Below are 20,238 nucleotides of genomic sequence, written 5' to 3'. Positions count from 1 at the left end.
CACTCCTTCGTGGGGGGAGCGCCGAGGGTGCGTAGGGTCGTACTCATGAGTACGACAGCCGATCCGCTCGCGGCCCTGGGCGCACTGCCCGGCGTGGCCGACTCCGTGGACTCCGTGCGCAAGGCCGTGGACCGGGTCTACGGCCACCGGATCATGAGACGCCGCAGCCAGGAGATCACCTCCGAGGCTGCGCTGCGCGGCGCGCGTGGCTCGGCGGCGCTCTCCGGTGCCGAATGGGCACTCGAAGAGGTGCGCCGACGCAGCGACTTCAGTGGCGACGACGAGGCCCGCACGGTCGGCGCGGCTCTGCGGCTGACCGCGGAGGCCGGCCAACTCCTTTCCATCTGGCGGCAGTCACCGCTCCGGGTCCTCGCGCGCCTGCACCTGGTCGCCGCGGCGGAGAACGACGAGGCGGCCGGGCGCCCGCGCCTGGCGGGCGAGCCGGTCGACGAGCCGCTGGTCGAGCTGGACGTGCCGGACTCCGACGAGGTGGCGGGCCGCCTGGAGGGTCTCTCGCGGCTGATCATCGCGGGCGGCTCCGCACCGGCTCTCGTGACGGCCGCCGTGGTCCACGGCGAGCTGCTCAGCCTGCGTCCCTTCGGCTCGCACAACGGCCTGGTTGCACGGGCCGCCGAGCGCATCGTCCTGGTGGGCAGCGGGCTCGACCCGAAGTCGGTCTGCCCGGCCGAGGCGGGGCACGCGGAACAGGGGCGGGCGGCGTACGTGGGGGCGCTCGACGGCTACGCGTCCGGGACGCCCGAGGGGATGGCCGCCTGGATCGCCCACTGCGGGCGTGCGGTCGAGCTGGGGGTCAGGGAGTCGACGGCGGTCTGCGAGGCCATGCAGCGCGGCGCGGCCTGAGGCGCTCGCTCGGCGTATGCGGGGCGCGGGCAAGAGGCCCTGAACAGGGTTGCGGCGGTACGAGAACTCGTACCGCCGCTGGCATGTTCACCGTGTTACCAAGCGTCCTCGAAGGTTGCCCATCAGGTCGGGAACTTAGCCCGTCACCTGGTGCGGCTGGCCCGTAATCGACGGGTCGACGTCGCGTGGGTGCTCGGTGTTCATGCATCGGTCCGTGGGGCCTTGGTTGCGTTTAAAGGTAATCCTCTCGGATGTCCTTGGTCTCGCGGGCCGTTGACTCCTTTGTACTCCTGTCCTGGAGTAAGCGGAAGTGCTGGCACTACTTCTTTACTTTTAGGTTCAAACAAGGGTGAATCGGGCACGTGAGGTCCGGCGGCGGCTCACGAACCACACGAGCCCCGCCGTGGCCGCCGCGGCACCCACCGCCGCCACCGCGACTAGGGCGGGCCGGGACGGCTTCTGGCGCCGTTCCTTGAGCGGGACCGGCCGGTGGAAGTCAAGAATCGGCCACCCGCGCGCGAGAGCCTCGCGGCGCAGCGTGCGATCCGGGTTCACCGCGTGGGGATGCCCCACGGACTCGAGCATGGGGAGATCGGTCGCCGAGTCGCTGTAGGCGTAACAGCGGTCGAGGTCGTACCCCTCGGACTCCGCGAGCTCCTTGATCGCGGTCGCCTTGGTGGGGCCGTAGGCGTAGTACTCCACCTCGCCGGTGAAGCAGCCGTCGTCGCCGACCACCATCCGGGTCGCCACCACCCGGTCCGCGCCCAGGAGTTCACCGATCGGCTCGACGACCTCGGCGCCCGACGTGGAGACGATGACGACGTCCCGCCCCGCGGTGTGGTGCTCCTCGATGAGGGACGCGGCCTCGTCGTAGATGATCGGGTCGATCAGGTCGTGCAGCGTCTCGGCGACGATTTCCTTGACCTGCTGCACGTTCCATCCGCGGCAGAGCGCGGACAGGTACTCGCGCATCCGCTCCATCTGGTCGTGATCGGCTCCGCCCGCGAGGAAGACGAACTGTGCATATGCAGTTCGCAGTACCGCTCTGCGGTTGATCAGGCCGCCTTGGTAGAACGACTTGCTGAACGTGAGAGTGCTCGACTTCGCAATGACCGTCTTGTCCAGGTCAAAGAAGGCAGCTGTGCGAGGCAAGGAGTGGTTTTCCACGAGCCCGAGCATAGGCGCCCACCATTCGGCGTAAGGTGAGGCGCGTGGGTTTGCCTGAGAAGGCTCTCGGGTACACCATGGAAGTCACGGATCGTTCGCGACCGTGCTAACCCGGTCTGGCTCCTCCCCCCCCGAGTCGGACCGTGGGGACGACCCCCGCTCTCCCCCCCGGCGGGGGTCGTCGCATGTCCGGATGGGTTTTCCGGGCCTCTTCCGACCCTCATTCGATCGCCTGGCGCCTTGTGGCGGCCGTTTCGGCGATCTTTCCGCATGCCCAAGATCCGTCACTGTGTGTAGTCGTGAGGCTGCTCTGCGGAAGTCCTTGAGATGTCACTGGTATGGGTGAAGGGGATATTCACAGCCCACGCCTTGTCCACAGTTATTGACCAAGATCCACACGTTATCCAGGACCGCTGCACGCTGATTCCGCTCGTTCTGCACGCGAAGTTCATGGCCGGATTGCTTTGGCCGGCTCATCGCTCATGTGGAACGCGGCATTCAACGGGCTTGCAGTGAGAGGGGGCTGGGGATCGTGGCTCGAGTGATTACGCGTGACGGGCCGGCGTCGTCCGATGGACGGCAGGGCGGACCGCTGATCGTCACGGAAGATGTGGACCTGCTGGACGACCTGCTGCGGCTGTGCGCCGCCGCGGGGGCGCGGCCCGAGGTGCGGCACGGGGTGCCGGAGGGCAGGGGCGGCTGGGACGCGGCGCCGCTCGTCCTTGTCGGCGACGACGCGGTGGACCGGGTGCGGGGAGCCGGGCGCAGGCGCGGGGTCGTGCTGGTCGGGCGGGATCAGGACGACTCCGGGGTCTGGCAGCGCGCGGTGGAGATCGGCGCCGATCACGTGCTGGTCCTGCCCGACGGCGAACGATGGCTGGTGGACCGCATCGCCGATGTCGCCGAGGGCGTGGGGCGGCCCGCGCTCACGGTGGGAGTGATCGGCGGGAGCGGCGGGGCGGGCGCCTCGACACTCGCGTGCGCGCTGGCCGTCACGGCGGCCCGCGCGGGGCGGCGCACGATGCTGGTGGACGCCGACCCGCTGGGCGGCGGGCTCGACGTGCTGCTCGGGGGCGAGGCGGCCGACGGGCTCCGCTGGCCGGCCTTCGCCCAGTCCAGGGGCCGGGTCGGCGGCGGCGCGCTGGAGGAGTCGCTGCCCGAGCTGCATGCCCTGCGGGTCCTGAGCTGGGACCGGGGCGATGCGGTGGTCATCCCGCCCGAGGCCATGCGGGCGGTGATCGCCGCCGCCCGCAGGCGGGGCGGCGTGGTGGTCGTGGATCTGCCGCGCCGCGTGGACGAAGGAGTGGCCGAGGCGCTGGCCCAGGTGGATCTGGGGCTCATGGTGGTGCCCGCGGAGCTGCGCGCCGTGGCGGGGGCCCGGAGGGTCGCGTCGGCGGTGGGGATGGTGCTGCGGGATCTGCGGGTCGTGGTCGCCGGCGGTGGCACAGGCCGCGCCGGGGGCGGCGGACTCGACGGACTCGGCGGCTTCGACGCGGAGGAGGTCTCGCGACTGCTCGGGCTGCCGCTCGTCGGTGAACTGCCACGGGAGGCGTGTCTGCCGGCCGCGATGGCCGCGGGGATGCCGCCGGGCGGCGTCGTGCGGGGGCCGCTCGCCCGGTTCTGCACGGCCTTCTGGGAGCGCGTTCCGGTCGATGCCACGGGAGGCGGCTCATGAGCGCCGTCGTCGGGGCCAAGATGCTGGACGGGGTACGCCAGTGGCTCGCGGAGAGCGGGACGGAACCGACCCCGGCCCGTGTGGCCGAGGCGCTGCGGGCCCAGGGCAGGGTGCTCGGCGACGCGGAGGTCCTGGGCGCGGCGGCACAGCTGCGCTCGGAGCTGGTGGGTGCGGGCCCGCTGGAGACACTCCTCGCGGACGGCTCGGTGACCGATGTGCTGGTGTCGGCGCCCGACCGGGTGTGGGTGGACCGGGGCGGGGGCCTGGAGCTGACCGGGGTGTCCTTCAAGGACGCGGCGGCGGTGCGGCGGCTCGCACAGCGGCTCGCGGCCGTGGCCGGACGCAGGCTCGACGACGCCAGGCCCTGGGTCGACGCACGGCTCCCGGACGGGACCCGCCTCCACGCGGTGCTGCCCCCGGTCGCCGTCGGCTCGACCTGCCTCTCCTTGCGTGTCGTCCGCCCCCGGGCCTTCACCCTCGCGGAACTGACCGCGGCGGGGACGGTGCCGCCGGGCGGGGACCGGGTGCTGCGTGCACTGCTCGACGCCAGGCTCTCGTACTTGATCAGTGGCGGGACGGGGTCGGGCAAGACGACTCTGCTGAGCGCGCTCCTCGGGCTCGTCGGGCCGGGGGAGCGGATCGTGCTCGCCGAGGACTCGGCGGAGCTGCGCCCCGATCACCCTCACGTGGTGCGCCTCGAGGCCAGGCCCGCGAACCAGGAGGGAGCCGGCCGGGTCGGCCTGGACGACCTGGTGCGGCAGGCGCTGCGGATGCGTCCCGACCGGCTGGTCGTGGGCGAGGTGCGTGGCGCGGAGGTGGTCCATCTCCTGGCCGCTCTGAACACGGGCCATGAGGGAGGTTGCGGCACGGTCCATGCGAATGCCGCGGGAGACGTGCCGGCCCGCCTGGAGGCGCTGGGGACGGCCGCCGGGCTCGACCGCGCGGCGCTGCACAGCCAGTTGGCGGCCGCGCTGTCGGTGGTGATCCATCTCGCACGCGACCGCACGGGGCGGCGGCGGATCGCCGAGGTGCATGTCCTGGAGCGCGATCCGTCCGGCCTTGTGGTGACGGTGCCGGCGCTGCGGTGGGGCGAGAAGGAGTTCGTCCGGGAGCGGGGTTGGGAGCGCCTCGACTCGCTTCTGGCAGGCGGCGGTTGGAGTGGTGGGGCATGAGTGCGGCGGCGGGAGTGGCGGCGGCCGTGTGTGCGGGGAGCGCGGCCTGGCTGACGGTCGGTCGGGACCGCGGGCTGCGGCGGGCGCGAGCTGTGCTCGCGCGCGGCGGCGAGGTCGCGCCGGGGGATGCGGCGTGGCGGCGGGCTATGGCCCGCGCCACCGGCCGGGTGCGGCACGAGTGGTGGGCGCTGGCAGGCGGGGCGGTGGTCGCGCTGCTCGGGGATTCGATCGTGCCGCTGGCCCTGGGTGCGGCAGGGGTGCCGTTGATACGGCGGGTGCGGCGTGCCAGGGACGCGCGGCTCGAAGGGGAGCGACGGGCCGCCGCGGTGATCGCCTTGTGCGGGTCACTCGCGGGGGAGGTGCGGGCGGGACGGCAGCCGGGGGAGGCATTGCGGGCTGCGGCTGACGGGGGCCTCGGGCTTGCTGGTGCCGGGGCCGGGGCCGGGGCCGGGGCCGGAGCCGGGCTCGGGGAGGCGCGGGCCGGGGTCCTTGCGGCGGCGCGGTTCGGCGGGGATGTTCCGGGGGCGCTTGAGGCGGCGGCGCGGGAGCCGGGGGCGCAGGGGCTGCTGGGGCTCGCGGCGTGCTGGCGGGTGGCGGTGGACCGCGGCGCCGGGCTCGCGGCGGGGCTCGAACGACTGGAGGGCGCGCTGCGGACGGAGCGGGATCAACGCGCCGATCTGCGCGCCCAGTTGGCGGGTGCGCGGTCGACGGCGGTGATGCTCGCGGGTCTGCCGGTCCTCGGGCTGCTCATGGGGAGCGCGCTCGGTGCGGCGCCGTTGCGGGTGTTGCTGCATACGGGTGCGGGGATCGGATGTCTGGCGGTGGGCGGGGTGTTGGAGGGCGTCGGCGTGTGGTGGGCGCTGCGGATCGTGCGGGGGGCGGAGGAGCGATGAGTGTCGTTGTCCACAAGCTGGGGGTGGCCGTGTGGGGTGTGGCGGCCGTGCTGTGGCTGGTGTCCGCGGTCCTTGCGGCGCGGAGGGAGCGTGCGGTGCGGGGGCGCTCGGGGAGCGTGCTGGGCGTGGTGGAGCAGTCGCCGGGTGGTGTGTCGAGGCGGTGGTTGCGGTGGCGGGGCATGGGGTCGGGGTGGCCTGCGGTGGCCGGGGCCGCGAGTGCCGGGTGGGTTCTGGTGGGCGGGGTTCCGGGGTGCCTGGTGGGGTTGGGTGCTGGGTACGGGGTGTGGCGCTGGTGGCGTGGGCGTGGCGCTCGTGTCGCGGAGTTCGACGCTGCGGAGGCGGCTCGGCAACTGCCTTTGGCAGCCGATCTGTTGGCGGCGTGCGTCGCTGCGGGCGCGGGGCCCGTCATGGCTGCCCAGGCTGTCGGTGACGCGCTGAAGGGGCCGGTCGGGGAGCGGCTCGCGCAGGGAGCCGCGGAGGTGCGGCTCGGGGGTGAACCAGCCGACGCGTGGCGGAGGTTGGGCGCGATACCGGGCGCTGGGGCGCTGGCCCGCCTGATGGCGCGGGCGGGGGAGTCGGGGGCTCCGGCGGCGGAACCGGTGGCGCGTCTGGCCGCGGAGTGCCGCGCGGAACGGAGCCGTGCGGCGACGGCGGCGGCGCGCAGGGCCGGCGTGCTGATGACAGTGCCGGTGGGGCTGTGCTTCTTGCCCGCGTTCATCGCGGTCGGGGTGCTGCCTGTGGTGATCGGCCTGGCGGGTGGGTTGTTGAGCGGTACCTGAGCGGTAGCTGAGCGGGTCGATGACTGAGCTCGATGGCTGAGCCCGATGACTGAGCTCGACGGCCGAGTGGCTGGGCGGTGGCTTCGTGAGGCGTGGCCGCCGTGATCTGAACGGAACGAAATTCCATGGGGGTTGAGATGTGGGGACAGCTGTGTGCGCGGGCGTTGCGGTGCAGGGCGCGTGCGGTGCGGAGGGACGCGGGGATGGTCACTTCGGAGTACGCGATGGGTCTCATCGCGGCGGTGGGGTTCGCCGGACTGCTCTACAAGGTGGTGACGAGCGGGCAGGTCAGGGCGGCGCTGCAGGCGGTCGTGGAGAAGGCGCTCGATGTCCAGTTCTGAGCGGGCGCGCGGAGGTCGTGGCCGCCACGGGGACCAGGGGTTCGTGACGGCTGAGGCGGCCGTGGTGCTGCCCACGCTCGTGCTGTTCACGATGGCGCTGGTCTGGGCGTTGCTTGCCGCGTCCGCGCAGATCCAGTGCGTGGACGCGGCACGGGCCGGGGCGCGTGCGATGGCCCGGCAGGACCCGGAGAGCGCGGCCGTGGCGGCGGCTCGGCAGGCGGCGCCGCGTGGTGCGTCGGTGGCCGTGCGGCGGGACGGAGACCTGGTGCGGGTGGAGGTCGCGGCGGAATCGCCGGGGCCCCGGGCGCTGGGACTCGGGCTGCGGCTGCGGTCGGAGGCGGTGGCGTTGGCGGAGGAGACGGTGGGGGTGGGCGCGTGAGGGGGCGGGCGGGGTTCCGCACCGCAGGGACCGCGTCCGGGCGGGCGGCATTTCGTACCGCGGGGATCGCGTCGGACCGGGGAGCCGCCACGGTGTGGGTCGTCGTCGTGATGGCCGTGCTGTGCGTGGTCTGCGGCGCGGTCCTGGCGATGGGGCAGGTGATCGTCGCCCGCCATCGCGCGGGTGGCGCGGCCGACTTGGCGGCTCTTGCGGCCGCTGACCACTGGATGGAGGGGCGCTCCAAGGCGTGTGCCAAGGCCGGTCGGGTGGCCGAGGCCCAGGGGACGCGCCTCGTGCGGTGCGCGGTGCACGGCGAGGTCTCGGACGTCACCGCGGCGGCGGACTTCGGCCCGTTCGTGACGGAGGTGAGATCCCGGGCGGGTCCGGCGGGTCAGCAAGGTCCGGCGGGTCCGGCGGGTCCGGCGGATCGGGCAGGTTCGGCGGCGCCGGTCGCCCAGGCGTCGGCAGCGGGGGCTGTGGCGCCCGCCGGGTGGCGGGCGGCCGTGCGGTCGGCGCGAGGCCCTGGAGGGCCGCCTGGCCCGCCTGTGGCGCCTGCTGGGCGGAAGCCTGAGGTGCGGGCAGGCTACTCAGCCCCAGGTCCGACAGGCGACGGCACCGTGCCGTCCCCCGGAAGATGCCCCTCAGGGGGCGGGGGCGTCCTTGAGCAGGGTGGACAGGAGGCGGACGGCGCCGCGTTTGTGCAGGGGGTCGTTGCCGTTGCCGCACTTCGGGGACTGGATGCAGGACGGGCAACCGGCCTCGCACTCGCAGGAGGCGATGGCCTGGCGGGTGGCGGTGAGCCACTCGCGGGCCGTGTGGAAGGCCCGCTCGGCGAAGCCCGCGCCGCCGGGGTGGCCGTCGTAAACGAAGACGGTCGGCAGGAGCGTGTCCGGATGCAGCGGCACGGAGACACCGCCGATGTCCCAGCGGTCGCAGGTCGCGAAGAGCGGCAGCATGCCGATGGAGGCGTGCTCGGCGGCGTGCAGGGCGCCGCCGAGGATCTCCGGATTGACTCGGGCGGCGTCCAGTTGGTCCTCGGTGACCGTCCACCAGACCGCGCGGGTGCGCAGGGTGCGGGGCGGCAGGTCCAGCTTCGTCTCGCCGAGGACCTCGCCGGTGATGAGCTTGCGGCGCAGGAAGGACACGACCTGGTTGGTGACTTCGACGGAGCCGTAGCAGAGGCGTCCGGAGCCCCAGGGGATCTCGGTGTCCGTCTCCAGGATGGAGATGGCCGTGGTGTCACGGGCGGTCGTCGAGTACGGCGGACCGGCCTCCTCGACCAAGGCGACCGAGTCCTCCAGGTCCAGTCGGCGCACGAGATACGTACGGCCTTGGTGGAGGTGGACCGCGCCCTCGTGGACGGCGGTGTGCGCGGCGGACGCGTCGACGGTGCCGAGCAGCCTGCCCGTGCCCTCCTCGACGATCTGGACGGGCTTGCCGCCCTCGCCTCGGATGTCGGTCAGGTCGGCGGCCCGCTCCCTGCGGGTCCAGTGCCAGGCCTTCGTGCGGCGGCGCAGCAGCTTCGCGGCCTCCAGCTGCGGGAGCAGCTCCTCGGTGGCCGGGCCGAAGAGCGCCAGGTCGTCGTCCGTGAGCGGGAGTTCCGCGGCGGCCGCGCAGAGGTGGGGCGCGAGGACGTACGGGTTGTCGGGGTCCAGGACGGTCGACTCCACCGGCTGCTGGAACAGCGCTTCGGGGTGGTGGACGAGATACGTGTCCAGCGGGTCGTCGCGGGCGACCAGGACGGCCAGCGCGCCCTGCCCCGAGCGCCCTGCACGGCCCGCCTGCTGCCAGAGCGAGGCGCGGGTCCCGGGATAGCCGGAGATGATCACGGCGTCCAACCCGGAGACGTCGACGCCGAGTTCGAGGGCGGTGGTGGCCGCGAGGCCGAGGAGTTCGCCGGAGTGCAGGGCACGCTCCAGGGCGCGGCGCTCCTCGGGGAGATATCCGCCGCGGTAGGCGGCCACGCGGCGGGCGAGGGAGCGGTCGACCTCGGCGAGGCGTTCCTGGGCGATCACCGCGATCAGCTCGGCGCCGCGCCGGGAGCGTACGAAGGCGACCGAGCGCACGCCCTGGACGGTCAGGTCGGTCAGCAGGTCGGCCGTCTCGGCGGTGGCGGTGCGGCGGACGGGGGCGCCCTTCTCGCCGTGGAGTTCGGTGAGCGGGGGTTCCCAGAGGGCGAAGACGAGGTCGCCGCGGGGCGAGGCGTCGTCGGCGACCTCCTTCACGGGAAGTCCGATGAGGCGTTCCGCGGAGACGGCAGGCTCGGCGGAGGTGGCGGAGGCGAGGAGGAAGACGGGGTCGGAGCCGTAGCGGGCGCAGAGGCGGCGCAGGCGGCGCAGGACCTGGGCGACGTGGGAGCCGAAGACGCCGCGGTAGGTGTGGCACTCGTCGATGACGACATAGCGCAGGGCGCGCAGGAAGGAGGACCAGCGCGGGTGGGACGGGAGTATCCCGCGGTGCAGCATGTCGGGGTTGGTCAGGACGTAGTTGGCGTACTGACGCACCCATTCGCGTTCTTCTACGGGGGTGTCGCCGTCGTACACGGCGGGGCGGATCGCGTTGCCCAGGGGCGCCGCGAGTTCGCGCACCGCGCGGCGCTGGTCGGCGGCCAGGGCCTTCGTCGGGGCCAGGTACAGCGCGGTCGCGCCGCGGCCGTTCGGGGCCTCGGAGCCATCCAGGAGGGCCGAGAGGACGGGGGTGAGGTAGGCCAGCGACTTTCCCGAGGCGGTGCCGGTGGCGACGATGACCGACTCGCCGTCCAGGGCGTGCTCGGCGGCGAGGGCCTGGTGGGCCCAGGGGTGTTCGATCCCGGCCGATTGCACCGCGGAGACGACCTCCGAACGGATGCGATCAGGCCAGACTGCATATCGGGCCTCGCGCGGGGGCAAGTGCTCCGTATGAGTGACGCGCGAAGCACGGCTCGGCCCCGCGGTCAGCCGGTCCAGGACCGCCCGTGGAGACGTGCGTACCGGGGCGCCCGAGGAGGGTCCTCCCGGTGGAGAAAAGTTGGCCATCGGCACCGAGTGTGTCACTGGCGGGATGGACAATGGTCCCAAGGCGTCGTGCACGCCTGCCGGTAAGTGATTGAATGCCATCGCGGCTGGCGATCCGTCCTGGGGGCTCTGCCGAGGTGTCCCAAGGGATGACCGCTCGATAGCAAGGTGCTGGAGGATCCGTGGACCTGTCCCTGTCGACCCGTACCGTCGGCGATCGTACGGTCGTCGAGGTCGGTGGAGAAATCGACGTTTATACCGCGCCCAAGTTGCGCGAACAGTTGGTCGAGTTGGTGAACGACGGCAGTTTCCACCTGGTCGTCGACATGGAGGGCGTGGACTTCCTCGACTCCACCGGACTCGGCGTACTGGTCGGCGGCCTGAAGCGGGTGCGTGCCCATGAGGGCTCGCTGCGCCTGGTCTGCAACCAGGAGCGCATTTTGAAGATCTTCCGCATCACCGGCCTGACCAAGGTGTTCCCCATTCACACCTCGGTCGAGGAAGCGGTCGCGGCCACCGACTGAGAGCCGGATGCCCCGGGTCGGCTGCTTGTCCGGCCCGGGGGTGGCAGAACAGCAGGGGACCGGGCCCTCGGCCCGGCCCCCTGACAGCACGCGCGTATGTCCGAGGGGGATACATGGCCACCGTTGAACTCCGCTTCAGCGCGCTGCCCGAGCACGTCAGGACCGCCCGGCTCGTGGCGGCGGCGGTCGCGCGCAGGGCCGGAGTGGACGAGGCCGTTCTCGACGAGGTCAGACTCGCGGTCGGCGAGGCCTGCACACGCGCCGTGGGCCTGCATCAGAGCAACGGTGTCGCGACGCCGGTGCGGGTCGCCCTGATCGAGGACGAGAAGCAGTTCTCCATCGAGGTCGGTGACGACGCCCCTCACGCGACTCCTGGTGACCGGGCATCCGGCTCGGGGCCCGGTGCGGGCGACGATCTGGACGCCGAGGGTGAGGACGAGATGGGTCTCGCCGTCATCAGCGGGCTCGTGGACGACGTGGAGGTCACCGCGGGCGAGGGCGGCGGTCTCATCCGCATGACGTGGCCGACGACCCCGGCGCCGCTTCTCTGACCCGCGTAGCACCCTCTTCGCGACACGGCTGAGGCAACCGCCGTAGCGTCGCGGCTGAGGCACCCGCAGTAGAGATGCGGCTGAGGCAACCGCCGTACCAAGGTCTTGCTCCCGAACCGGGAGCAGGGCCTTTTTTCTTTGTGGATCTTTTGTGGATCATTGCCCCAGTCAATTGCCTCGGGACCGCCGACCACCGTCAACGGTTTTGGGGCATTACCGCTTTCGGGGTCATTCTGCGGTCGCGATCATTTGCTGGGAAGCAATCTCGAGCCAATTCCGTTTGCGGCGCTCTGTTTTGATCAGGTTCCGCTCCCTACAATCCGTCCACATCTTGAGCTCACCCCAGGCGTCAAGGAGGACGAATGGCGGGGCTTTCTACCCCTCATCAGTTTGACCAGCCCACAACCTTCGCAGCCGCAGTACTGACCGACGACAACCGCCTCATCGTGATGGTCATCGCGGCCGTCGCGATCGCGGCTCTCGCGGTCGCCTGGGTGCTCGTACGCCAGGTGCTCGCGGCCGACGAGGGCACCGACAGCATGAAGAAGATCGCCAAAGCGATCCAGGAGGGCGCCAATGCCTACCTCGGCAGGCAGTTGCGCACTCTCGGTGTTTTCGCCGTCGTGGTGTTCTTCCTGCTCCTGCTGCTGCCCGCAGACGACTGGAATCAGCGTGCCGGCCGATCGATCTTCTTCTTGATCGGTGCGGTGTTCTCGGCGACCACCGGCTATATCGGCATGTGGCTCGCCGTACGCAGCAATGTTCGTGTGGCGGCAGCCGCACGAGAGGCCACTCCGGCGGAAGGTGAACCCGAAAAGGATCTCACCGCCGTTTCGCACAAGGCCATGAAGATCGCTTTCCGCACGGGCGGCGTTGTCGGCATGTTCACGGTGGGGTTGGGCCTTCTGGGCGCCTCCAGTGTGGTGCTGGTCTACGCGGCCGACGCGCCGAAGGTCCTCGAGGGCTTCGGCCTCGGGGCGGCGCTGATCGCGATGTTCATGCGTGTGGGCGGTGGCATCTTCACCAAGGCCGCCGACGTCGGCGCCGACCTGGTCGGGAAGGTCGAGAAGGGCATTCCGGAGGACGACCCGAGGAATGCCGCGACCATCGCCGACAACGTGGGCGACAACGTCGGCGACTGCGCGGGCATGGCCGCCGACCTCTTCGAGTCCTACGCCGTGACCCTGGTCGCCGCGCTGATCCTCGGCAAGGTCGCGTTCGGGGACTCCGGACTCGCCTTCCCGCTGATCGTCCCGGCGATCGGCGTCGTGACGGCGATGATCGGCATCTTCGCGGTGGCCCCACGGCGCTCCGACCGGAGCGGCATGACCGCCATCAACCGCGGATTCTTCATCTCCGCGATCATCTCGCTGGTGCTCGTCGCGGTGGCGGTCTTCGTCTACCTGCCGTCGTCGTACGCCGACCTGGACGGCGTCACGGACACGGCGATCGCGGGTCACGGCGGCGATCCGCGGGTTCTCGCGGTCGTCGCCGTCGCGATCGGCATCGTCATGGCCGCGCTGATCCAGCAGCTCACCGGGTACTTCACGGAGACCACCCGGCGTCCGGTGCAGGACATCGGCAAGACGTCGCTCACCGGCCCGGCCACCGTCGTCCTGGCCGGAATCTCGATCGGGCTCGAATCCGCCGTCTACACCGCGCTCCTGATCGGGCTCGGCGTGTACGGGGCGTTCCTGCTCGGCGGTACGTCGATCATGCTCGCCCTGTTCGCGGTGGCGCTCGCCGGAACCGGCCTGCTCACCACGGTCGGCGTGATCGTCGCCATGGACACCTTCGGCCCGGTCTCCGACAACGCGCAGGGCATCGCCGAGATGTCCGGTGACGTCGAGGGCGCGGGCGCGCAGGTGCTCACCGACCTGGACGCCGTCGGCAACACCACCAAGGCCATCACCAAGGGCATCGCCATCGCCACGGCCGTACTCGCGGCCGCGGCGCTCTTCGGCTCGTATCGCGACGCCATCGCGACCGCGGCCAAGGACGTCGGCGAGAAAATGGGCGACGGGGCTCCGATGAACCTCGTGATGGACATCTCGCAGCCCAACAACCTGGTCGGCCTGATCCTCGGCGCCGCGGTCGTCTTCCTCTTCTCGGGGCTTGCGATCAACGCGGTGTCGCGGTCGGCCGGAGCGGTGGTCTACGAGGTGCGGCGGCAGTTCCGCGAGCACCCCGGGATCATGGACTACTCCGAGGAACCGGAGTACGGGCGCGTCGTCGACATCTGCACCAAGGACGCGCTGCGCGAGCTGGCCACGCCAGGTCTGCTCGCCGTGCTCACGCCGATCGCGGTCGGCTTCTCGCTCGGCGTCGGCGCACTCGGCTCGTTCCTGGCGGGCGCGATCGGCACGGGCACGCTGATGGCGGTCTTCCTCGCCAACTCCGGCGGCGCCTGGGACAACGCGAAGAAGCTCGTCGAGGACGGCCACCACGGCGGCAAGGGCAGTGAGGCCCACGCCGCGGTGGTGATCGGCGACACCGTCGGTGACCCGTTCAAGGACACCGCGGGCCCGGCGATCAACCCGCTCCTGAAGGTGATGAACCTGGTGGCGCTGCTCATCGCGCCCGCGGTCGTCCAGTTCAGCTACGGGGATGACGCGAGCGCGGGGATCCGGGCACTGATCGCGGTGCTCTCGATCCTGGTCATCATCGGCGCGGTGTACATCTCCAAGAGGCGAGGCATCGCCGTGGGCGACCAGGAGGAAGGTGGTGCGGAGCGAGTAGGCAACTCGGCTGACCCGGCCGTGGTTTCGTAACACCGGGTCAGACTCTGCCCAACACAGGGGCGGGCGGCGCGTTTTGACGCGGCGTCCGCCCTTCGTGCGCCCGGCGAATCTCTCGTGAGCCTTCTCTCGCACTCTCTGCTTGGTGCAAATGGCTTCAATAGGGGTGGTACCGGACCCCCGGCATGCGGTTGTAGCCCAGTTGGCGTGTAAGTTCCGGGGCCGAGAGCCATGGAAGGGACCAATCCGGTGAACAAGAAGCTTGCAGCCGCACTGTCCGGCGGTGCGGTACTGGTACTGGCGCTGTCGGGCTGCAGCGACGACGGCAACGAGAAGCTGGACTCCTGGGCCAAGGACGTCTGTGACTCGGTCCAGCCGCAGTCGAAGAAGATCGCCGCCGCCAACGCCGCGATCCAGAAGGAGACCTCGGACAACAGCTCGCCGGAGGACGTCCAGAAGACCGACTCCAAGGCGTTCCAGGACATGTCCGACGCCTACAAGGCGATGGGCACCGCGGTGAAGGACGCGGGCGCCCCGCCGGTCGACGGCGGTCAGAAGAAGACCGACGACGCGGTCAAGGAACTGAACGCCATCTCCAAGTCGTACGGCGACCTGAAGAAGAAGGTCGACGGCCTGGACACCAAGAACCAGGCGGACTTCGCGGACGGCCTCAAGTCTGTCGCGGGCGAGCTGGACAAGCTCAGCAAGAGCGGTAACGAGGCGCTCGAGAAGCTTCAGGAGGGTGAGGTGGGCAAGGCGATGAGCAAGCAGGACAGCTGCAAGTCGGCTAGCGCCACGCCTTCCGCCGCCTAGGGGTTGCCCCTCCGCTTTACCTCGCTGCCCCGGAGCCGGGGGGACTACCCCCCCGGCTCCGGGGCAGCGTTGCGTCCAGCAGTGAGGCACAGCCGGGACGGCAGCCGGGGTGTCCCTGCGGAACGCCTGCCCACAGCGGGGGACGGCTGGAGCGGCCGTATCGGGTCACAATGAAGGGGTGAGTATTGCTAGCGCCCCCCTGCCCTCGTCCGATCGTGCCGACGTCTGTGCCCAGTTGCGAGAAGCCCTGCTGGCGGCCGACTTCACCGCTGACGGGCTGCTCGAGCTGCTCGGGGCGCCTGCCTACACGGCGCTCGCGCGCAGCGAGACCGTGCCCGCGCTGCGGGCCACCCGCGGCGAAGGGCCGCTGGAGACGCTCGTACGCCTCTTCCTGTTGCAGCGTTCCGTGTCGCACGCGCGCGTGGCGGCCGTTCTGCCGGTCGGCCCTCTACTGGAGAGCGGTTGGCTCTCCGCCGCGGACGGCGAGGGTGCGCTGAAGGCGACCGTGGACGTGCGGCCCTACGGCGGGCCGAGCGGCGAGGACTGGTTCATCGTCTCGGACCTGGGGTGCGCGGTCGGCGGCGCCGGCGGCATCGGCAGCCATGACGAAGGGGTCGTACTCGGTGTCGGCGGGGCCTCGACGACGCTCGCCGGACTCACGGTGCGTACGCCCGTGGCCAGCGCTCTCGACCTCGGCACCGGCTCCGGGATCCAGGCGCTGCACGCCGCGCAGCACGCGACCCGGGTGACCGCGACCGACCTCAACCCCCGGGCGCTGCACGTCACGCGACTCACCCTGGCGCTTTCCGGCGCACCGGAGGCGGACCTGCGGGAAGGTTCCCTCTTCGAACCCGTGGGCGAGGAGACGTACGACCTGATCGTGTCCAACCCGCCCTTCGTGATCTCTCCCGGGGCGCGGCTCACCTACCGCGACGGCGGGATGGGCGGGGACGATCTGTGCCGGTCGCTCGTTCAGCAGGCAGGGGAGCGGTTGAACGAAGGGGGGTACGCGCACTTCCTCGCCAACTGGCAGCACGTGGACGGCGAGGAGTGGACCGAGCGGCTCCGTTCCTGGGTGCCGCGCGGGTGCGACGCGTGGATCGTGCAGCGCGAGGTGCAGGACATCACGCAGTACGCCGAGCTGTGGCTGCGGGACGCCGGGGACCACCGGGAGGATCCGGAGGCGTACGCGGCGCGGTACGACGCGTGGCTCGACGAGTTCGAGGCCCGCAAGACGCGCGCGGTCGGCTTCGGCTGGATCACACTCCGCAAGGCTGGTTCCGCATCCGGCTCCGCATCTGGTGCCGCCGAGCCGTCCGTGACCGTGGAGGAGTGGCCGCACCCCGTCGAGCAGCCGCTGGGCGAGACCGTGCGGGAACACTTCGCGCGGCAGGACTTCCTGCGGACGCACGACGACGCCGCGCTGCTCGCGGGGCACTTCAAGCTCGCGGACGGGGTCGTGCAGGAGCAGGTCGGGCTGCCCGGCGCCGAGGACCCGGAGCACGTCGTGCTGCGCCAGCAGCGCGGGATGCGGCGGGCCACCAAGGTGGACACGGTGGGCGCGGGCTTCGCCGGTGTGTGCGACGGGACGCTGAGCGCCGGGCGGATCCTCGACGCGATCGCCCAACTGGTGGGGGAGGACCCCGTATTGCTGCGGGACCGCACGCCCGCCCAGATCCGGCTCCTCGTCGAGCAGGGCTTCCTGGAGCCGGTCGCGTCCTAGAGACGCCGTGAGGCGTGCCGCCGGGCCGTTGGCGGTACGCGTACGGCGTGTCTCGTACGTTTCGCGGACACCGGTCCCCCGTTGTGGGTGGGATGGATGGGCGTCGGCGACCGCCGGCCGTACATCGAGAAGGTGGACTGTGCGGACCCGTTCCGAGGCGACCGGATCCGGTCGAGTCGGACCCGGCGCCGGCCGGTGATTTCGGCCGGGCGCTCTCCGTTCACCCGGGGTTCGCGCCCCGGCTTCCCGGGCGTGCAAGTTTCCCAAGCCGGGAACTCAGTACGGGGAGGCAATGCCATGGAGAGCGGACCAGCGATCTTCGCGGGATCGGTATTCGCGCTGTTCGGAGCGGGGCTGCTGCTGTGGACCGGGGCACGCGTGGCGCACCGCTCGCCGGTCGCCCACGGTGTGAACCCTGTCGCATCCGCGACACTCGCGGCGCTCGCCGGATCGGGCGCACTGGTGCTCGGAGTGTGGTGTTTCACTCGGTTGTGACGGGAGGCGGCCGGTGGCCGCGGGGCGCGTACGGGCCGTAGGCCCGGCGCCGGTGCCGAGCCGGTGGTGAAGCCGGTGGTGAAAGGGCAGGTCGCCACTCCGGGCGGCAGGAATGGCGGTAGTCGGGTTACCGTTCGAGTGGCCGTTGCGGGCTTTTCCCGTTTGACACGGGGGCGGGATGTACCGTCACACTCCGCAGCGTCAGCGCAACGCAAGCGCACCGAGCGAGGCCATGCGGCAGGGCCACGAGGCCACGCGGCACGGCCACCGAGTACCGACCGGAGAGAAGAGCGAAGTTGTCCCCGACCAGCGAGACCGCAAAGGGCGGCCGCCGACTCGTCATCGTCGAGTCGCCTGCCAAGGCGAAGACGATCAAGGGTTACCTCGGCCCCGGCTACGTAGTCGAGGCGAGCGTCGGGCACATCCGCGACCTCCCCAACGGCGCCGCGGAGGTACCCGACAAGTACACCGGCGAGGTGCGCCGTCTCGGCGTGGACGTCGAGAACGACTTCGAGCCCATCTATGTCGTGAACGCGGACAAGAAGGCGCAGGTCAAGAAGCTCAAGGACCTGCTGAAGGACTCCGACGAACTCTTCCTCGCCACCGATGAGGACCGCGAGGGCGAAGCCATCGCGTGGCACCTCCTCGAGGTCCTGAAGCCCAAGGTCCCGGTCAAGCGGATGGTGTTCCACGAGATCACCAAGGCCGCTATCCAGGAGGCCGTCGCAAGCCCCCGCGACCTCAACAAGCGCATGGTCGACGCCCAGGAGACCCGCCGCATCCTCGACCGTCTCTACGGCTACGAGGTCTCGCCGGTCCTGTGGAAGAAGGTCATGCCGCGCCTGTCGGCCGGCCGCGTCCAGTCCGTGGCGACCCGCCTCGTCGTCGAGCGTGAGCGCGAGCGCATCGCCTTCCGCTCCGCCGAGTACTGGGACCTGACGGGCACCTTCGGCACCGGCCGCACCGGCGACGCGTCCGACCCCTCGCAGCTGGTCGCCCGCCTCACCACGGTCGACGGCAAGCGCATCGCGCAGGGCCGCGACTTCAGCTCGATCGGGCAGCTCAAGTCCGACACGCTGCACCTGGACGAGGCGAACGCACGCTCGCTCGCCGCGGCCCTGGAGAACACCCGGTTCGCGGTCCGCTCCGTCGAGTCCAAGCCCTACCGCCGCTCTCCGTACGCGCCGTTCCGTACGACGACGATGCAGCAGGAGGCCAGCCGCAAGCTGGGCTTCGGCGCGAAGGCCACGATGCAGGTGGCCCAGAAGCTGTACGAGAACGGCTTCATCACCTACATGCGTACGGACTCCACGACGCTGTCCGACACGGCGATCACCGCCGCTCGCGCCCAGGTCACGCAGCTGTACGGCAGCGACTACCTGCCGGACAAGCCCCGCACGTACGCCGGGAAGGTCAAGAACGCGCAGGAGGCGCACGAGGCGATCCGTCCTTCGGGTGATCGTTTCCGCACGCCCGCCGAGACCGGCCTCACCGGCGACCAGTTCCGGCTCTACGAGCTGATCTGGAAGCGGACCGTCGCCTCCCAGATGAAGGACGCGGTCGGCAACTCCGTCACGGTCAAGATCGGCGGCACGGCCGCCGACGGCCGCGACGCCGAGTTCAACGCGTCCGGCAAGACCATCACCTTCCACGGCTTCATGAAGGCCTACGTAGAGGGCGCGGACGACCCGAACGCCGAGCTCGACGACCGCGAGCGCAGGCTCCCGCAGGTCAGCGAGGGCGACGCGCTCTCCGCCGACGAGATCTCGGTCGACGGCCACGCGACCAAGCCGCCGGCCCGCTACACCGAGGCCTCGCTGGTCAAGGAGCTCGAAGAGCGCGAGATCGGCCGCCCGTCGACGTACGCGTCGATCATCGGCACGATCCTCGACCGCGGCTACGTCTTCAAGAAGGGCACGGCACTTGTGCCCTCCTTCTTGTCCTTCGCCGTGGTCAACCTCCTGGAGAAGCACTTCGGGCGGCTCGTCGACTACGACTTCACCGCACGCATGGAGGACGACCTCGACCGCATCGCGCGGGGCGAGGCGCAGGCCGTGCCGTGGCTGCGGCGCTTCTACTTCGGCGAGGGCGACGACGCGGGTGCCGCGTCCAGCGCGGGCAACGGCGACGGCGACCACCTCGGCGGGCTCAAGGAGCTGGTGACCGACCTGGGCGCGATCGACGCCCGGGAGATCTCCTCCTTCCCCGTCGGCGAGGGCATCGTGCTGCGGGTCGGCCGCTACGGCCCGTACATCGAGCGCGGTGAGAAGGACGCGGAAGGCCATCAGCGCGCCGACGTGCCCGACGACATGCCGCCGGACGAGCTGACCGTCGAGTACGCCGAGGAGCTGCTCGCCAAGCCGAGCGGTGACTTCGCGCTCGGCACCGACCCCAATTCGGGTCACGAGATCATCGCCAGGGACGGCCGTTACGGCCCGTACGTCACCGAGGTGCTCCCCGAGGGCACCCCGAAGACCGGCAAGAACGCGGTCAAGCCGCGGACGGCCTCGCTCTTCAAGTCCATGTCACTCGACACGGTGACGCTCGCGGACGCCCTGAAGCTGATGTCCCTGCCGCGCGTGGTGGGCGCCGACGCCGAGGGTGTCGAGATCACCGCGCAGAACGGCCGCTACGGCCCGTACCTGAAGAAGGGCACGGACTCGCGCTCCCTGGAGACCGAGGAGCAGCTCTTCAACATCACGCTGGACGAGGCCCTCGCGATCTACGCCCAGCCCAAGCAGCGCGGGCGGGCCGCCGCCAAGCCGCCGCTGAAGGAGCTCGGCGAGGACCCGGTCAGCGGAAAGCCGGTCGTCGTCAAGGACGGCCGTTTCGGGGCGTACGTCACGGACGGCGAGACGAACGCGACGCTGCGGGCCGCCGACAGCGTCGAGGACATCACCCCCGAGCGTGGCTACGAACTGCTCGAGGAGAAGCGGGCGAAGGGTCCGGCCAAGAAGACCGCCAAGAAGGCGGCGAAGAAGGCCCCGGCCAAGAAGACCGCCGCCAAGAAGACGGCTGCGAAGAAAACGGCCGCCAAGAAGACGACGACCGCGAAGAAGACCACTACGAAGACTGCGGCCGCCAAGAAGACCGCGGCTTCCGCCGCGCAGGCGTCCGACTCCGAGTAGGCAGCC

General features: G+C 71.1%; 16 protein-coding genes and 1 pseudogene. 15 read left to right on the top strand and 2 right to left on the bottom strand.

Annotated features, from left to right (window positions below; genetic code table 11):
- Positions 1-45 precede the first annotated feature (45 nt).
- Complete coding sequence (locus AC07AG_RS23210) at positions 46-861, top strand: Fic family protein (protein ID WP_478757285.1); 816 nt, start codon at positions 46-48, stop codon at positions 859-861.
- A gap of 339 nt (positions 862-1,200) precedes the next feature.
- Here AC07AG_RS23210 and AC07AG_RS23205 read toward each other — a convergent pair whose 3' ends face one another.
- Entirely contained in the window at positions 1,201-2,040 is an 840-nt protein-coding gene (locus AC07AG_RS23205) for an HAD family hydrolase (RefSeq protein ID WP_478757283.1), read from the bottom strand.
- A 520-nt stretch (positions 2,041-2,560) separates the two neighbouring features.
- Here AC07AG_RS23205 and ssd point away from each other — a divergent pair.
- From ssd to AC07AG_RS23170, 7 genes and pseudogenes are all read left to right on the top strand, one after another.
- The gene (gene ssd / locus AC07AG_RS23200) at positions 2,561-3,703 is read left to right on the top strand and encodes a septum site-determining protein Ssd (protein WP_478757281.1); all 1,143 of its coding nucleotides are present in this window, start codon (positions 2,561-2,563) and stop codon (positions 3,701-3,703) included.
- The gene (locus AC07AG_RS23195; protein WP_478757279.1) at positions 3,700-4,875 is read left to right on the top strand and encodes a TadA family conjugal transfer-associated ATPase; all 1,176 of its coding nucleotides are present in this window, start codon (positions 3,700-3,702) and stop codon (positions 4,873-4,875) included. Before ssd ends, AC07AG_RS23195 begins: the two co-directional genes overlap by 4 nt.
- Positions 4,872-5,768: a type II secretion system F family protein gene (locus tag AC07AG_RS23190; protein WP_478757277.1), complete on the top strand. Its 897-nt coding sequence runs from the start codon at positions 4,872-4,874 to the stop codon at positions 5,766-5,768. The genes AC07AG_RS23195 and AC07AG_RS23190 overlap by 4 nt, the downstream gene beginning before the upstream one ends.
- Positions 5,765-6,547, top strand: a complete 783-nt coding sequence (locus AC07AG_RS23185) for a type II secretion system F family protein (RefSeq protein WP_478757275.1) — start codon at positions 5,765-5,767, stop codon at positions 6,545-6,547. Before AC07AG_RS23190 ends, AC07AG_RS23185 begins: the two co-directional genes overlap by 4 nt.
- A gap of 125 nt (positions 6,548-6,672) precedes the next feature.
- On the top strand, positions 6,673-6,888 hold the full coding sequence (locus AC07AG_RS23180; protein ID WP_361053223.1) for a DUF4244 domain-containing protein: 216 nt from the start codon (positions 6,673-6,675) through the stop codon (positions 6,886-6,888).
- Positions 6,875-7,267: a TadE family type IV pilus minor pilin gene (locus tag AC07AG_RS23175; protein ID WP_478757273.1), complete on the top strand. Its 393-nt coding sequence runs from the start codon at positions 6,875-6,877 to the stop codon at positions 7,265-7,267. Before AC07AG_RS23180 ends, AC07AG_RS23175 begins: the two co-directional genes overlap by 14 nt.
- Positions 7,264-7,668 (top strand): annotated as a pseudogene (locus AC07AG_RS23170) (Rv3654c family TadE-like protein); the annotation flags it as partial. The gene AC07AG_RS23175 and the pseudogene AC07AG_RS23170, both read left to right, overlap by 4 nt.
- Before the next feature lie 240 nt (positions 7,669-7,908).
- Here AC07AG_RS23170 and AC07AG_RS23165 read toward each other — a convergent pair.
- Positions 7,909-10,362, bottom strand: coding sequence for a DEAD/DEAH box helicase (locus AC07AG_RS23165; RefSeq protein WP_478757272.1), 2,454 nt, complete (start codon positions 10,360-10,362; stop codon positions 7,909-7,911).
- Positions 10,363-10,442: 80 nt separating this feature from the next.
- Between AC07AG_RS23165 and bldG the strand changes: the two genes are divergently transcribed.
- The 7 genes from bldG to topA all read left to right on the top strand — a co-directional run bounded on the left by bldG (position 10,443) and on the right by topA (position 20,232).
- Complete coding sequence (gene bldG, locus AC07AG_RS23160; protein ID WP_003975386.1) at positions 10,443-10,784, top strand: anti-sigma factor antagonist BldG; 342 nt, start codon at positions 10,443-10,445, stop codon at positions 10,782-10,784.
- Between the two features lie 113 nt (positions 10,785-10,897).
- A complete protein-coding gene (locus AC07AG_RS23155) occupies positions 10,898-11,335 on the top strand; it encodes an ATP-binding protein (RefSeq protein ID WP_478757270.1) in 438 nt (145 codons plus the stop codon).
- A gap of 362 nt (positions 11,336-11,697) precedes the next feature.
- Entirely contained in the window at positions 11,698-14,106 is a 2,409-nt protein-coding gene (locus tag AC07AG_RS23150) for a sodium-translocating pyrophosphatase (protein ID WP_478757268.1), read from the top strand.
- 198 nt (positions 14,107-14,304) lie between these two features.
- Positions 14,305-14,886: a small secreted protein gene (locus tag AC07AG_RS23145; RefSeq protein WP_351166883.1), complete on the top strand. Its 582-nt coding sequence runs from the start codon at positions 14,305-14,307 to the stop codon at positions 14,884-14,886.
- Between the two features lie 178 nt (positions 14,887-15,064).
- Positions 15,065-16,609, top strand: a complete 1,545-nt coding sequence (locus tag AC07AG_RS23140; protein WP_478757266.1) for a DUF7059 domain-containing protein — start codon at positions 15,065-15,067, stop codon at positions 16,607-16,609.
- A gap of 297 nt (positions 16,610-16,906) precedes the next feature.
- Entirely contained in the window at positions 16,907-17,104 is a 198-nt protein-coding gene (locus tag AC07AG_RS23135; RefSeq protein WP_249588661.1) for a hypothetical protein, read from the top strand.
- A 296-nt stretch (positions 17,105-17,400) separates the two neighbouring features.
- Positions 17,401-20,232, top strand: coding sequence for a type I DNA topoisomerase (gene topA / locus AC07AG_RS23130; RefSeq protein WP_478757264.1), 2,832 nt, complete (start codon positions 17,401-17,403; stop codon positions 20,230-20,232).
- Positions 20,233-20,238 lie beyond the last annotated feature (6 nt).

It is taken from the genome of Streptomyces sp. NPDC044044, assembly GCF_056434405.1.
Note: the sequence above shows the minus strand (reverse complement) of the source record. Positions and strands in the feature narration are given on the sequence as shown.